The 14,815-nt window shown below is 74.4% G+C and carries 12 protein-coding genes; 8 read left to right on the top strand and 4 right to left on the bottom strand.

The window, feature by feature from the left end:
- Nucleotides 1-643: 643 nt before the first annotated feature.
- The 7 genes from HNR12_RS01890 to HNR12_RS01860 all read left to right on the top strand — a co-directional run bounded on the left by HNR12_RS01890 (nucleotide 644) and on the right by HNR12_RS01860 (nucleotide 9,864).
- Nucleotides 644-3,433, top strand: a complete 2,790-nt coding sequence (locus HNR12_RS01890) for a helix-turn-helix transcriptional regulator (protein WP_218901835.1) — start codon at nucleotides 644-646, stop codon at nucleotides 3,431-3,433.
- Between the two features lie 180 nt (nucleotides 3,434-3,613).
- On the top strand, nucleotides 3,614-4,405 hold the full coding sequence (locus HNR12_RS01885; protein WP_179765824.1) for an ABC transporter ATP-binding protein: 792 nt from the start codon (nucleotides 3,614-3,616) through the stop codon (nucleotides 4,403-4,405).
- Nucleotides 4,398-5,120, top strand: coding sequence for an ABC transporter ATP-binding protein (locus HNR12_RS01880; RefSeq protein WP_179765823.1), 723 nt, complete (start codon nucleotides 4,398-4,400; stop codon nucleotides 5,118-5,120). The genes HNR12_RS01885 and HNR12_RS01880 overlap by 8 nt, the downstream gene beginning before the upstream one ends.
- Before the next feature lie 8 nt (nucleotides 5,121-5,128).
- The gene (locus HNR12_RS01875; protein ID WP_179765822.1) at nucleotides 5,129-5,980 is read left to right on the top strand and encodes a branched-chain amino acid ABC transporter permease; all 852 of its coding nucleotides are present in this window, start codon (nucleotides 5,129-5,131) and stop codon (nucleotides 5,978-5,980) included.
- Between the two features lie 2 nt (nucleotides 5,981-5,982).
- Nucleotides 5,983-7,062, top strand: coding sequence for a branched-chain amino acid ABC transporter permease (locus tag HNR12_RS01870; protein WP_179765821.1), 1,080 nt, complete (start codon nucleotides 5,983-5,985; stop codon nucleotides 7,060-7,062).
- Between the two features lie 53 nt (nucleotides 7,063-7,115).
- Nucleotides 7,116-8,438: an ABC transporter substrate-binding protein gene (locus HNR12_RS01865; RefSeq protein WP_179765820.1), complete on the top strand. Its 1,323-nt coding sequence runs from the start codon at nucleotides 7,116-7,118 to the stop codon at nucleotides 8,436-8,438.
- 712 nt (nucleotides 8,439-9,150) lie between these two features.
- The gene (locus tag HNR12_RS01860) at nucleotides 9,151-9,864 is read left to right on the top strand and encodes a GAF and ANTAR domain-containing protein (protein ID WP_179765819.1); all 714 of its coding nucleotides are present in this window, start codon (nucleotides 9,151-9,153) and stop codon (nucleotides 9,862-9,864) included.
- A gap of 57 nt (nucleotides 9,865-9,921) precedes the next feature.
- Here the strand turns inward: HNR12_RS01860 and HNR12_RS01855 are convergent, their stop codons facing one another.
- Both HNR12_RS01855 and HNR12_RS01850 read right to left on the bottom strand, forming a co-directional pair.
- Nucleotides 9,922-10,839, bottom strand: coding sequence for a glycosyltransferase family 2 protein (locus tag HNR12_RS01855; protein ID WP_179765818.1), 918 nt, complete (start codon nucleotides 10,837-10,839; stop codon nucleotides 9,922-9,924).
- Complete coding sequence (locus HNR12_RS01850) at nucleotides 10,839-11,687, bottom strand: glycosyltransferase family 2 protein (RefSeq protein WP_308118568.1); 849 nt, start codon at nucleotides 11,685-11,687, stop codon at nucleotides 10,839-10,841. Before HNR12_RS01850 ends, HNR12_RS01855 begins: the two co-directional genes overlap by 1 nt.
- Before the next feature lie 426 nt (nucleotides 11,688-12,113).
- Between HNR12_RS01850 and HNR12_RS01845 the strand changes: the two genes are divergently transcribed.
- Entirely contained in the window at nucleotides 12,114-12,977 is an 864-nt protein-coding gene (locus HNR12_RS01845) for a SigB/SigF/SigG family RNA polymerase sigma factor (RefSeq protein ID WP_394353925.1), read from the top strand.
- Between the two features lie 82 nt (nucleotides 12,978-13,059).
- On the opposite strand, the gene HNR12_RS01840 is transcribed toward HNR12_RS01845, so the two are convergent.
- Nucleotides 13,060-14,055: a UDP-glucuronic acid decarboxylase family protein gene (locus HNR12_RS01840; protein ID WP_179765815.1), complete on the bottom strand. Its 996-nt coding sequence runs from the start codon at nucleotides 14,053-14,055 to the stop codon at nucleotides 13,060-13,062.
- Nucleotides 14,056-14,085: 30 nt separating this feature from the next.
- Nucleotides 14,086-14,772, bottom strand: a complete 687-nt coding sequence (locus HNR12_RS01835; protein WP_179765814.1) for an SDR family oxidoreductase — start codon at nucleotides 14,770-14,772, stop codon at nucleotides 14,086-14,088.
- Nucleotides 14,773-14,815 lie beyond the last annotated feature (43 nt).

The raw sequence follows: 14,815 nt of genomic DNA, 5'->3' as shown, positions 1-14,815 counted from the left end.
CTCAGCGGACACCGACCACCACCCCGGCCGGCGGCCTGGCGCGAAGACCGGCCACCCGGGCCCCACCCCAGCGGCGGCGCGAAGCGGCACCACAGGCCCCGAACCTGCCCGGCGCCCGTGAACGTCATATCGGCGGCATCAACCGAGACCTTTTGAACGCCTATGACCGTTTTTCGAGGCGCCATCCCACCCCAAAGCACGCTATCGCCGCCGCCTGGTCTCATCATGTGAGATCCCATCCCACCCACCGCACCGGTTTTGCCCCCTATAAGGCTTTTGCCGATCAACGATCTGCGATTCGTCGCGTGCGCCCGCGGCATAACCCCAAACCATGCCGCCGCCCGATCCCTGCGCACCCGACCACCCCAACCCCCAGCCCCCGCCGCCCCCACCAGGCCGTCCGGAGGGTCGTCCGGCGGTCATCTCCGCAGCCGTCCCCCAACCGTCTCCTCAGCCGCCCGGGCGGCCCCTCCCGGCGCGCGGTGCCCCACCACGGGACCCCGCGCGGGGGTATCCGTGAAATCACCAGTCTGGGTCCGGGTACCTGTTGAGACCCTTTACGCGTGTGTAATTTGAGCGTGTGTCCAGTGGAAACCCGACGGCCCCCCATTCCTGCCTGCGGGGCCGGGAGTCGGAGCAGCGCATGCTCGCCAATGCCCTGGACGGCGCGCGGGCCGGACAGGGGACGGCGGTGCTCGTCTCCGGCGGTCCGGGTATCGGCAAGACGGCTCTGCTGGACCACGCCCAGCGGGCCGCGCTCTCCCCTCCAAAGCCCCCCGCCACCCCCGCCACCGGCCCCACCGCCCCCTCCACGACCGCCCCCGACCCTTCGCCCCCCGTACGCCCCGCCCTCGTGCTGCGGGCCCAGGGCACCGAGCCCGAGAGCGGACTGGCCTACGCCGGTCTCCAGCGGCTCCTGCTGCCCGTGCTGGACCGCGTGCCCGGTCTCGCCGCCCCCCACAGCCGCGTGATCGAGCAGGCGCTGGAGACCGGCGGCGTCGCCGAGAGCGACCGGTTCACCCTCTCCATCGGCGTGCTGCGCCTGCTCGGGCTGCTCGCCCACGCCGCTCCCCTGCTCGCCGTCATCGACGACGCCCACCTCATGGACGCGCCGTCGCTGGACGCGCTCGCCTTCGCCGCCCGCCGCCTGGGCACCGACCCGGTGGCCATGGTCTTCGCCGCACGCGACGACCAGGCCAAACCCGTGGTTCCCGGCATCCCGGTCATCCACCTCTCCCCCCTCAGCGAGGCCGCCGTCAGCGAGGTGCTCGGCGACGCCGCCCCCGGCGGCCTGGCGGCCGGTGTGCGCGGCACCCTGGCGGCCGCCAGCCACGGCAACCCCGCCGCCGCGCTCGCGTTCGCCGCCGCGCTCTCCCGCGAGCAGCTCGCCGGCATCCGCCCCCTGCCCCGCACCCTGCCGCTGCCCGCCGACCTGCGCCGCGCCTACGAGCCCCGTCTGGAGGCCCTGCCCGAGCCCACCCGCCACCTGCTGCTGCTGGCCGCCACCGACCCCGAGTGCGACGTCGACCTGCTGGTGCGCGCCGCCGCCCGCACCGATGTCACCGTCGGCGACCTCGCCCCCGCCGAGGACGCCGGGATCGTCCGGGTCGACGGCTCCCGCGTGGTCTTCGCCGACCCGCTGCTGCGCGAGTCCGTCTACCAGGCCACCCCCGTGGTGCGGCGGCGCGCCGCCCACGCCCGGCTGGCGCGGGTGCTCGACCTGCACCGCGAGCCCTCCCGCTACGCACGCCACCGCGCCGCCGCCGCGCAGGGACCCGACTCCGACCTGGCCGCCGAACTCGCCGCCGCCGCCGACACCGCCAAGGAGCTGAGCGGGCACTCGGTGGCCTCGGCGGCCCTGGAGCAGGCCGCCGAGCTGACCCCCATCCCCCGCCTGCGGGCGTGCCGCCTGTCCACCGCCGCCCAGGACGCGTGGCTGGCCGGGATGCCCGACCGCGCCGCCGAACTGCTGGAGCGCGCCCAGCCCGACGCGGTGACCCCGCGCCAGGAAGGGGTGCTCGAACTGATCCGGGGCCAGATCCGGCTGCGCGAGGGCAACGCCCTCGACACCGCCGACGCACTCCTGGCCACCGCCGAGCGGCTGATCCCCCACGACCGCGAGCTCGCGGTGCGGGCGCTGATGCGCGCCGCCGACGCCGCCTCCTTCGCCGGCGACCCGGTGCGCCACGGCGCCGCCGCGCGCCGGCTGGCGCCGCTGGCCCGCGACAACGACCCGCCCGCCATGCGGCTGGCCTTCGCCTTCATGGAGGGCGCCGCGCTGTCCTTCGCCGGGGAGTACACGGCCGCCGTGGGCCCGCTGCGCCGGGCCACCGACATCGCCGAGGAGATCGACTCCCCCGTGGAGCTGATCTGGGCCAGCATCGCCGGGCTGCGGCTGGGCGACGCCCCCCTGGTGCACTCGCTGGCCACCCGCGCCGTCGCCGTCGCCCGGCGCCGGGGCGCGCTGGCGGTGGTCCCCCAGGCGCTGGAGTTCCTGGTCTACTCGGAGTTCTGGAGCGGCCGGTTCCCCTCGGGCATCGGCAACTGCATGACCGGGCTGCGGCTGGCGCGCGAGACCGCCCAGCCCAACTGCGCCACCCACCACCTGGCCGCGCTGAGCCTGCTGGCCGCCATCCAGGGCGACGCCGAGACCTGCCACGCCCGGGCGCGGGCGGTGGCCGAGCGCGCCAGCGAGAACAGCCTGGGCCTGCCCGCGGCGCTCAGCTCGTGGGCGCTGGCGCTGCTGGACCTCGCCCAGGGCGACGCCGCCGGCGCCTACTCCCGGCTGCGCTCGCTGACCCACGCCGGCCCCGGCTACGGCCACCCCACGATGCGGCTGCTGACCGCGCCGGTGTTCGTGGAGGCGTGCGTGCGCACCGGCCGCCCCGAGCGCGCCGCCTCCGTGCTGGCCGCCTACGAGTCCTGGGCGGCGGCCACCGCCAGCCTGAGCGCCCTGGCGGTGGCGATGCGCTGCCGGGGCCTGCTGGCTCCCGCCGAGGAGGCGGAGCGGTACTTCGCCGAGGCGGTGCAGCTGCACCGGGCCTGCGGCGACGACGACGTGGAGCGGGCGCGCACCGCGCTGCTCTACGGCACCACCCTGCGCCGCAACCGGCTGCCGGGCCGGGCGCGCGAGCACCTGCGCGAGGCGCTGGAGACCTTCGAGTGGATCGGGGCGCGGCTGTGGGTGGAGCAGGCGCGAAGCGAACTGCGGGCGATCGGCGATCCCGAGTCCGCGGGCGAACCGGTCCGCGCCGGCCACGGGCTGACCACCCAGCAGCACCAGATCGCGCTGCTGGTGGCCGAGGGGGCGACCAACCGCGAGGTCGCCGCGCACATGTTCATCAGCCCGCGCACGGTCGAGCACCACTTGCGCGGGATCTTCCGCAAGCTCAACATCCGCTCGCGCGTGGATCTGGCCCGCATGTTCCGCTGACCGGCGCCGCCCGGCCGCCGCGCCCGCACCACCGGCGCCGCACCGCTCCCACTCCGCCCCGACACCCCCGGACCCCCGCCCCGTGAACACCGCCGCCCCCGCCCACCCGTATCCCCGACATGCCGACCGGACGGTCTGTGACCTGGACCACCCCCGGTCCGCGGCTTGGAAAGAGGGTCGATGACCACCACAACGCCGGACCCCTTGCTCGCCGCCGAGGGGATCACCGTCCGCTTCGGCGGCCTGACCGCCCTGAGCGACGTGGGGCTGTCCGTGGCGCCCGGGACCGTCGTCGGGCTGATCGGCCCCAACGGCGCGGGCAAGACGACCCTGTTCAACGTCGTGTCGGGGGTCGTGCGCCCCCAGAGCGGCACCGTGGCCTGGAAGGGCCGCGTGCTGCGGGCGCACCGCCCCCACCGCCTGGCCGGCCTGCGCATCGCGCGCACCCTCCAGGGCCTCAACCTCTTCCCCGGCCTCACCGCGCTGGAGAACGTCATGGTGGGCGCCGACCGGCTGGCGCGCGGCGGCACGTTCGCCATGCTCACCGGCCTGGGCCACTACCACGGCGACGAGCGCCGGCTGCGCGGGCGGGCGATGGCGGCCCTGGCGGAGTTCGGGGTGGCCGACGCCGCGCGGGCCCTGCCCGCGACGCTGCCCTTCGGCGTGCAGAAGCGCGTCGCCCTGGCCCGCGCCGTGGTCGCCGACCCCGAACTGCTGCTGCTGGACGAGCCCGCCAGCGGGCTCTCGGGCGAGGACATCACCGCCCTGGGCGAGGCGGTGCGCGGCTTCGGGGCCCGCATGGGCGTGCTGCTGGTCGAGCACCACATGGACCTGGTGATGTCCGTCTGCGACCACATCGTGGTCCTCAACTTCGGCCGGGTCATCGCCGCGGGCACACCCGCCGAGATCCAGGCCGACGCCGCGGTCGCCCAGGCCTACCTGGGCGCCGCCGAGGAGGACTTTGATGCCTGACGAGCCGATCCTGAGCATCGAGGAGCTGACGGCCGGCTACGGCGCTGTCACCGCCCTGGACCGGGTGACCATGCGGATCCCGCGCGGGTCGATCTGCGCGGTGCTGGGCGCCAACGGCGCGGGCAAGACCACGCTGCTGCGCACCGTCAGCGGTCTCAAGCGCGCCGCGTCCGGCCGGGTGCTGCTGGACGGCGCCGACGTCACACGGCTGGGCGCCGAGCACCACGTGCGCCACGGCCTGGTGCACGTGCCCGAGGGCGGCGGCGTGATCGTGGAGCTGACCGTCGAGGAGAACCTGCGCCTGGGCGGGCTGTGGCGGCCGGGCCGCCGCGAGCGCGCCGAGCGCCGCGAGGAGGTCCTGGAGCTGTTCCCGCGGCTGCGCGAGCGCCTCACCGCGCCCGCCGCCACCCTGTCGGGCGGCGAGCGGCAGATGCTCGCCCTGGGCCGCGCGCTCATGGCGCGTCCTCGGGTGCTGCTGCTGGACGAGCCCTCGCTGGGGCTGGCGCCGATGGTGACCCGGAAGATCATGCGGACGCTGCGCGAGCTGCGCGCCGCCCGGGGCCTGACCGTGGTGCTGGTGGAGCAGAACGCCCGCAGCGCGCTGTCGATCACCGACCACGGGTTCGTGCTCAACCAGGGCGCGGTCGTGGTGTCCGGCACCTCCCAGCGGCTCCTGGCCGACGACCGCATGCGCCACGCCTACCTGGGCTTCTAGGGGGAGCCGTGAACCACTTCATCGACTTGACCCTTAGCGGGCTGTCCTCGGGCGCGGTCTACGCCGCCCTGGCGCTGTCGCTGGTCATCATCTACCAGGCCACCCGCGTGGTGAACTTCGCCCAGCCGGCACTGGCCCTCATCAGCGTCTACATCGCCTACACGGTCTCCCAGGCCACCGGCTCCTACTGGCTGGGGTTCGGCGCCGCGCTGGTGACCGGGCTGGTGCTGGGGGCGGCCACCGAACGGCTGCTCATCCGACCCGTGCACGGCCGCTCCCCGCTCAACGCTATCATCATCACGCTGGGGCTGCTGCTGGTGCTGCAGGGCCTGGCCGGCATGGTCTGGTCCAACGAACCGCACTCCTTCTCCTACCCGCTGGACTACCGGGGCCGGTTCTCCGCCTCCGACTGGTTCGCGCTGGGGTCGGTGGCCGCCGCCGCGCTGCTGCTGTTCGCGCTCTACCGGTTCACGCCGCTGGGGCTGCGGATGCGGGCGGCCGCCTTCCACCCCGAGGCCGCGCGGCTGTCGGGGGTGCGCGTGGGGCTGATGCTGACCACCGGCTGGGCGATCGCCTCGCTCATCGGGGCGCTGGCGGGCATGCTCGCCGCCCCGCCGTTCATCTTCCCCAACGTGCTGGACGCGGTGTTCGTCTACGCCATCGCCGCCGCCGTGGTGGGCGGGCTGGAGAACCCCTTCGGCGCCCTGGTGGGCGGCGTCCTGATCGGCCTGTGCCTGTCGTATGTGTCCGGCTACGCCGGGCCGGAGCTGACCACCCTGGCGGCCCTGGCCATCCTCGTCCTGGTCCTCAGCGTCCGGCCGGGCGGGCTGTTCTCCCGCCCGACCGCGCGAAAGGTGTAGTGATGGTGTCCCTGCGCAACCACGAGTCCACCGCCCGGGACACCCGGCCGCGCCGGGGCCGCGCCGCCGGCCTGGCCGAGCGCTGGCGGGCGCTGCCCGCGCTGGTGCGGTTCCCCCTGGCGGCGCTGGCCGCCTTCGCCGCGGTCGTGGCGCTGACCTCGGTCACCGGCCCGGCCGAGGACCTGCGCATCGGCAGCGTGGGCTACTACATGCTGGCCATCGCCGGGCTGCAGCTGCTCATCGGCTACAGCGGGCAGGTGTCGCTGGGCCACGGCGCGTTCATGTTCATCGGCGCCTACACCATGGCGCTGCTGGTGCTGCACCAGCCCGCGTTCCCGCTGTGGCTGAACATGCTGATCACCGTGGCGGTGAGCTGCGCGGCCGGCGTCCTGGTGGGCGCGGCCACGGCGCGGCTGCACGGCCCCTACCTGGCGGGCGCCACCCTGGCCCTGGCGGTGGGCCTGCCCGCGCTGACCGTGCGCTTCCCCGAGCTGCTGGGCGGCAGCAACGGCCTGGCGTTCTCGGTGCGCGGCGCGCCGCCCGCGCTGGCCGGGGTGGTGACCGGCAGCCAGTGGCAGGCCGCCGCGGTGTGGCTGACGGCGCTGCTGGGACTGGTGGTGCTGGCCACCGTCAACGCCGGGCGGCTGGGGCGGCGCATGCGGGCGCTGCGCGACGACGAGTCGGCGGCGGCCCTGGCCGGGATCCCGGTGGGCCGCACCAAGGTGGTCGCGTTCCTCATCAGCGCGGGCAGCGGCGGCCTGGCCGGGGCCTGCCAGGCCTACCTGCTGGGCACCGCCACCCCCAGCTCGTTCACCGTCGCACTGTCGCTGAGCCTGCTGGCGGCCCTGGTGCTGGGCGGGCTGGGCAGCATGTGGGGCGCGTTCTGGGGCGCCGTGGCGCTGGTCTACGTCGAGCTGTGGGGCCAGGAGCTGGCGCACTCCCTGTCCCTGGGCACCAACGTCGCCAACAACCTGCCGATCGTGTTCTTCGGCGTGCTGCTGATCCTGGTCATCCTCATCTGGCCGCAGGGCCTGCACGGGATGTTCAGCCGGCTCGCCGGCCTGGTCCGCCGCGGGCGCTGACCGGCCTCCCCGCACCGTTCCCCCACCCCCCACCCCTATCCGGGAGAGCACACATGAGAAGACCGATAGTCACCCTGGCCGGGCTGATGGCCGCGGCCCTGCTGGCGACCTCCTGCGGCGGCGCGGGCGAGGTCGAGGAAGGCGCGCAGGCCGACCTCGACGTCTCCACGGGGGTCACCGAGGACGCGATCACCATCGGCACCCACCAGCCGCTGACGGGGCCGGCCGCGCCCGGCTACGCGCAGATCTCGGTGGGCCACGCCGCGGTGTTCGACTACGTCAACGACAACGGCGGCATCCACGGGCGCCGGATCGACTACGTGGTGGAGGACGACGTCTACGACCCGGCGCGCACCATCGAGGTCACCCGCGACCTGGTGCACACCGAGGAGATCTTCGCGATGCTGGGCGGCCTGGGCACGCCCACCCACTCCAAGGTCATCGACTTCCTCAACGAGGAGGGCGTGCCCGACCTGTTCGTGTCCTCGGGCGCGCTGATGTGGAACCGCCCCCAGGAGTACCCGCTGAGCTACGGCTACCAGGTGGACTACACCAAGGAGGCCAAGATCCAGGGGCAGTACATCGCCGAGAACATGCCCGACGCCCAGGTGGGCCACCTCTACCAGAACGACGACGTGGGCACCGACTCCGAGGCCGGGCTCAACCAGTACGTGCGCGACATGGTCGTGGCCTCGGAGTCCTACGACCCGGGCAACACCGACCTGGCGCCCCAGGTGGCGGCGCTGGAGGAGGCCGGGGCCGACGTGGTGGTGTGCTCCTGCATCCCGGCGTTCACGGCGCTGCTGATCCTGGAGGCCCAGCGCATCGGCTACGAGCCGCAGCTGGTGGTCAGCTCGATCGGCGCCGACACCGCCACGCTCACCGGGCTGCTGTCGGAGTTCGCGGCCGAGGCCGGCACCGAGGACCTGCCGGCCGAGCAACTGCTGGAGGGGATGATCTACACCAGCTACCTGCCCTCGGTGGAGACCCCCGAGGACCCCTGGATCCAGCTGTACTCCGAGATCTACGACGAGTACGCCGACTCCGAGTCCCCGATGACCAACACCACGGTCTACGGCATGGTGCAGGCCACGATGATGGCCCAGGCGCTGATGGCGGCCGGCGAGGACCTCACCCGGCAGAGCCTCATCGACGCCGTGGAGTCCCAGGACTGGGCCGGGCCGGGCCTGGTGCCGTTCGCGTCCACGGCCGAGGACCACGGCGGGTTCAGCGGCGCGCTGGTCAGCGAGTTCCACGCCGACGACGAGCCCGAGGTGCTGCAGGAGGCGCGGGTCACCGACCGCGAGGGCGGCGACATCACCGAGGCCGAGGTCGAGCGGCCCAACCCCGACGAGGTGGAGTTCTACGGCGGCTGACCCCCAGCCGCCCGCAGACGCGCGCCCGGCCCCGTGGACACCGGGGCCGGGCGCGCCCGTTGGCGGCGGGTCGGGTGCCGTGTCGCGCCGGGGACCGCGGCCGGAGACCGGGCCCAAGGCCCCTTGCGGCCGGCGCGGCGGGCGGCAAATGGCCGGGAATGGCGAACGGCCGCGCGGCGGGGTGTTCGCAATCCGGCCATTCCATAAACTGCCGCTTTCTTTAATCGCCATTCACACAAGGCCGCACCGCCCCGGGGAAACGAATAGCGCCGCAACGAAAAACCACGGCCGCGCACGCCCCCGTACCCGCCCGGGCCCCCGCGGCGCCGCCCCGCGCGGGGGCGCCCCCGCTCCGGCGGCCTGCGCCGCCCGTGCCCGGGCTCCGGGACGCCCGCCCGCCGGTTCGCCCTGGTGGCGCCTTTCGGCCCCGCGCCGGCGGGCCGCCCGGCCCCGGTGGCGAGGCCGAGGGCGCGATGCCGAGTCCGTGCCGATTCGGGGCGCCACCTAGGGTACAGTCGTTGACACAGGCATGGCCGCCGGGAATACTCGCAAACCTCTGCGAGAATTCCGCGGCGGCCGCGTTCGGTCGCATCCCGGTCTCCATCCGAGAAGCCATTCGGCCACACCGACTGGCGCCATGTGCTGTGCGTCGGCTTCGCTCCGGGTCGCGGTCGGACCCGGCATTTCGTCCAACGGCACAGAAGGGCGTGCGATGCTCCACAACGAACAGTCACCACTCCCGGAAAGCCTCGCCGACGTGGTCCGGTCGCTGTTCGCCGAGCCCGACGTGCACGAGACGATGCAGCGGATCGTCCAGTTGGCGGTGGCCACCGTGCCCGGCTGCGACTACGCCGGGGTGGCGCTCGTGGAGTCCCGCCGCAAGGTCGACACCCCCGTCTACACCCACGATGTGGTCCGCCAGAGCGACGACCTCCAGCGCAGCCTGGGCGAGGGCCCCTCCATCGACGCCATGTGGTCCAGCACCCACATCCACCTGGCCGACGTCGCCTCCGAGCGGCGCTGGCCGCGCTACGCCGCCGAGGCCGCCCGCCTGCCCATCGGCAGCCTGCTCAGCTACCGGCTGTTCACCACGCAGGGCACTCTGGGCGCCCTGACCCTCTACGCCCGCGCCGCGCACGCCTTCGACGACCGCGCCCACGAGGTCGGCGTCGTCTACTCCGCGCAGGCCGCCTCGGCGCTTGAGGCCAACCGGCGCATCGCCAACCTCAACCGCGCGCTGGACACCCGCGAGACCATCGGGCAGGCCCAGGGCATCCTCATGGAGCGCCACCAGATGACCGCCGAGCAGGCGTGGGAGCGGCTCAAGGCGGCCTCGCAGAACCTCAACGTCAAGCTGGCGGAGCTGGCCGAGAAGATCGCCCGCACCGGCGAGGACCCCACCGGCCCGCCCGTCTCGGGGCGCTGAGCCGGTCCGGCCCGCGCGCGCCGGCCGGTCCCCCGCGGGGCGGCCGGCCGGTGGCGCTCAGCCCACGTAGCGGCGCGCCGGCGAGCTCTTCTGCGGCTCCTCCAGCAGCCGCAGGCCCTCCTCCACGCGCGCGGGCACCGGCCGGCGCTGGGCCAGCACCCAGGGCAGTCCGGCCAGGGCGGCGCCCACGGCCGCGGCGCTGGCGGTGTCGCGCGGCACGGCGCCCAGCACCGCCGCCGTGCGGCGCAGCGCGGCCGGTGCGGGGCGGCGCAGCCAGGCGGTCCACAGCGTGTTGCGGATCCCCAGCCGGCGGCGGGCGGTGCTGTTGCGCCCGCGCGAGGGTGCGTGGTGCACCACCATGTCCTCGATCCAGCACAGCCACCAGCCGGCCGCGGCCAGGTCCAGCGACAGCAGCTCCTCCTCGCCGCCCAGCCACAGCCGCTCGTGGAACCCGCCGACCTGGCGGAACGCGCTGAGGCGCAGCACCGAGGCGCCGGCCAGCACGCCCAGCAGGGCGGGGCCGGGCAGGCCGGGGCGGCCGGGCACGGGCGAGTGGCGCAGCTCGGGGGTGATGGGATCCTCCACACCCTGGGGCTCGACCAGGATCCGCGCGGTGAGCGAGGCGACGTCGGGGTGGGCGTCCAGCAGGTCGGCGGCCAGGGCGAGCGATCCGGGCTCCCACCAGGTGTCGTCGTCGGCGAAGGCGACGTAGGGGGTGTCCAGCGCCTCGGCGCCGATGTTGCGGCCCACCGCGCCCAGGTTGGCGCCCGCGCGGACCAGGACGGCCTCGGGGAACTCCGCGGCCACGGCGTCGGCGGTGCCGTCGGTGGAGGCGTTGTCCACCACGACGATGGGCGGGCGCTCGGGCAGGGCGGTCAGGTGCTTGAGGGTGCGCAGCAGTTCTCGGCGCCGCTGGTGTGTGATGATTACCACACCGATCCGCGGGTCGCGGTCGGGGCTTTTCGCCACCGCCATCACCGCTCCAGCACCCGCAGATCGCGTTCGACGCGAGCGGGCAGCCGCCGCCGGTCGCGCAGGGTGCGCGGGAGGTCGCGGGCGACGTCGGCCAGGGCGCCGCGCGCCTCGGGGGCCGCCGCGGCGGCGCCGGCCAGCCGGGCGGTCTCGCGCAGCGCGCGGCCCGCCGGGCGGCGCAGCCAGTGCACCAGGACGCGGTTGCGCAGCTCCAGGCGGCGCCGCCAGGCGCTGGGCGGGCGGTTCTGCGAGGGGTGGTGGTGGGCGCGGACGTCGGGCAGGTAGCAGGCCTCCCAGCCCAGGGCGGCGAGGTCCTGGGCCAGCAGCGCCTCCTCGTGGGTGAAGAACAGCAGCTCGCTGAACCCGCCGGCGGCCAGGAACGCCTCGCGGCGCACGACCGCCGCGCACGCCAGGAAGCCGAGCACGCGCGGGCCGGGCAGTCCGGGCGGCGCCGCGCCCAGGCCGCGGGCCAGCAGGTCGTTGATGGGGTCGGGGCGGCGGCCGTCGCCCACGAAGGTGGCGGCGGCGACGAGCCCGAGCCGGGGGTGGGCGTCGAAGGCGTCGGCGGCGCGGGCCAGCGAGCCGGCGGGCCACCAGGAGTCGTCGTCGCAGAAGGCGACGTAGGGCGTGGGGGTGTGGGCCACGCCGGCGTTGCGGGCGGCGCAGCCGCGGTTCTCGCTCAGGCGCACCAGGCGCACGCGCGGGAACTCCGCGGCGACCAGGTCGGGCGTGCCGTCGGTGGAGGCGTTGTCGACCACGGTGACCGGTGCGTCGGGCTGGGCGGCGGCCAGGCGGCGCAGGGTCGTGGCGAGTTCGGCGCGCCGGTCGCGGGTGGCGATCACGATCCCCACCCGCGCGGCCGCCGGGTCGCCGGGGGCTGTCGCGGGTTCCGGTCGTGGGGCGGGGGCGCAGTGCCCGCCGCCGGGGGCGTGGGCGTCGGTGGCGCCGGTGCGCACATGGACCTCCGGGGCGCGTTTCGCGGTTTTTGACAGACCTCTTGACTTTCCCGCCTACCCGGACATCGGCGGCTATCACTTCCCAATTGGACGCAAAGGGCGATTATCGTTAGCGTCCCCGGGGTGGCCTGATCGGGTGGGTCTCGATATGGTCAAGAATGTTGTGCAGGAGGTCCGACAGCGCGGCCTGACGACGCCATCACGTGTCTCCCGGTCCCCGCTGCGGTAGGTCCGTATATTCAGGGTTCCGCATCGGTGCAGCACAACGCACCGTTCGTCAGGAGGCAGGTGGTCGGCGGTCCGAATCCGACGCAGCAAGGAATGACGACGATGGCTCCATCGAGCGTTGTCCGCGAACGGACAGAGACCGCAGTACCGCGTCCGCGCAGTTCCCGCCGTACCAACGGCAAGAACAGCAAGTCCGATGAGGCGTACTACGCCAGGACACGGGAGCTGTTCGAACAACTCAGCAATACAGAAAAGGGGTCGCCGGAACGGGACGAAATCTATCGGAACCTGGTGGATCTGCACGCTCCCGTCATCCGGCGCATCGCCCGCCGCTACCGCAACCGCGGTGAGCCCGAGGAAGACCTGCGCCAGGTGGTGACGGTCGGCCTCGTCCAGGCGATCCGCGACTTCAACCCGGACTACGGCAAGGAGTTCATCTCCTATGCCCTCCCCATGATGACCGGGGAGGTCAAGCGCCACTTCCGGGACCGCACCTGGGCCATCCGGGTGCCGCGCAAGTACCAGGAGAAGCGGCCGGAACTCAACCGGGTGACCTCGACGTTCGCCCAGGAGTTCGGGCGTTCGCCCACGGTGGCCGAGATCGCCGAACGGCTGGAGATGAGTGTCGACGACACTCTGGAGCTGATCGACGCCTCGTCCGCCTACAGCGCCCTGTCCCTCGACGTCCCCTACGGGGCCGAGGAGGAGGACAAGACGCTGGGCGACACGCTGGGTGAGGAGGACCACGACCTGGAGGGCGTCGCCGACCGCGCGTCGCTCGGCCCGGCCCTGGCCACCCTGTCGCCGCGCGACCGCCGCATCGTGCTGCTGCGGTTCGCGGGGAACAAGACCCAGGCCGAGATCGCGCAGATCGTGGGCCTGAGTCAGATGCACGTCTCCCGCACGCTCTCGGCGTCGCTGGCCAAGCTGCGCAAGCAGCTCATGCCCGACGAGTAGCGTCGCGGGACGCGCCCACGAGAAGGCGCCCGGGGCCACGGCCCCGGGCGCCGTCGTGTGCGGCGGCGGCGCGCTCGGTGCGCTAGGCGCGGCCGGCGGCCGGCGCGGTGCTGCGCCCCACCGGGCGGGCGGCCGCCGAGCGGGCGAACCAGTCGATGGTGCGGCGCAGTCCGTCCTCCATGGAGACCCGCGGCACCCACCCCAGCGCCTGGGCGGCCAGGCTGATGTCGGGGCGGCGGAACCGGGGGTCGTCCACGGGCCGGCCGACCAGGACGATCTCGGAGTCCGACCCGCTCATGGAGCGCACCAGCTCGGCCAGGCGCAGCATCGACAGCTCGTAGGGGCTGCCGATGTTGACCGGGCCGGTGAGGTCGGAGCCGGCCAGGGCCAGCAGCCCGGCGACGGTGTCCTCGACGTAGCAGACCGAGCGGGTCTGCAGGCCGTCGCCGGTGACGGTGATGGGCTCCCCGGCCAGGGCCTGGGAGATGAAGGCGGGGATGGCCCGCCCGTCGTCGGGGCGCATGCGCGGCCCGTAGCTGTTGAAGATCCGCGCGATGCCGATGTCGGCGCCGCGGGTGCGGTGGTAGGCCATGGTCAGGGCCTCGGCGTAGCGCTTGGCCTCGTCGTAGACGCTGCGCGGCCCCACCGGGTTGACGTTGCCCCAGTAGCGCTCGTTCTGGGGGTGCTGGAGCGGGTCGCCGTAGACCTCGCTGGTGGAGGCCAGCACGAACCGGGCGCCGTGCTCGGCGGCGAGGTCGAGGGCGTTGCGGGTGCCCTGGCTGCCGGCCTCCAGGGTCTCGACGGGCAGCCGCAGGTAGTCGCGCGGCGACGCGGCCGAGGCCAGGTGGAACACCAGGTCGACGCGGCCGGGCACCCGCAGCGGGCGCACGACGTCGGCCTCGACGCAGCGGAAGCCGTCGTGGGCGGCGAGGTGGCGGATGTTCTCGGCCGACCCGGTGGCGAAGTTGTCGATGCAGACCACGTCGGCGCCCTCGGCCAGCAGCCGTTCGCACAGGTGCGATCCGACGAACCCGGCGCCGCCGGTGACGACGACGCGGCGGGCGCGTGCCTCAGTCATGGGTTCCCCCCTTGTTCACGGTGGCCCCGATCAGGGCCACGAGGTCTCCTCCGAGGAGCAGATGACCATCTCGCGCAGTTCGCAGTCGACGGGTTGGCGCAGGGCGAAGACCACGGCGCTGGCGACGTTGGCGGGCGGGTTGAGCCGGGCGTCGGGGCCGGGGCGGTAGGCGTCGGGGCGGCCGTCGAAGAAGTGGGTGTCCATGCCGCCGGGGACGAGCAGGGTCACGCCCACGCGCCCGGCCAGTTCGGCGGCCAGCGCCCGGGTGAACCCGACGACGCCGAACTTGGAGGCGCAGTAGGCGGTGGCGTCGCCGACGGCGCGTACGCCCAGGGTGGAGGCGCAGTCGACCACGGTGCCGCGGGTGGCCTCCAGGTGGGGCAGGGCCGCGCGCACCACCGAGGCGGTGCCGATGAGGTTGACCTGGACGACGCGCTCCCAGTCCTCGGCGGGGACCTTGGCCAGGGGGCCGCAGGAGTCGATCCCGGCGGCGTTGACGACGGCGTGCAGGCCGCCGGCCCGGCCGGCCAACTCCTCCACGGCGTCCTCGGTGGCGGCCCGGTCGGCGAGGTCGGCGCGGACGAAGGGGTCGTCGCTCTCGGGGCGGGCGCGGTCGAGGATGAGCGGCTGCCCGCCTTCGGCGCGGACGGCGTCGGCCACGGCCGCGCCGAGGCCGGAGGCCCCGCCGGTGATCAGGGTGTTGCCCAGTGGGCGCATGTCGGCTCCTTTCGGATGGGTGGAGACGTGCGCGCGGCGGCGC

Origin of the sequence: Streptomonospora nanhaiensis (assembly GCF_013410565.1) — a bacterium.
Taxonomy (GTDB): domain Bacteria; phylum Actinomycetota; class Actinomycetes; order Streptosporangiales; family Streptosporangiaceae; genus Streptomonospora; species Streptomonospora nanhaiensis.
This window is presented reverse-complemented; position numbering and strand designations above follow the sequence as displayed.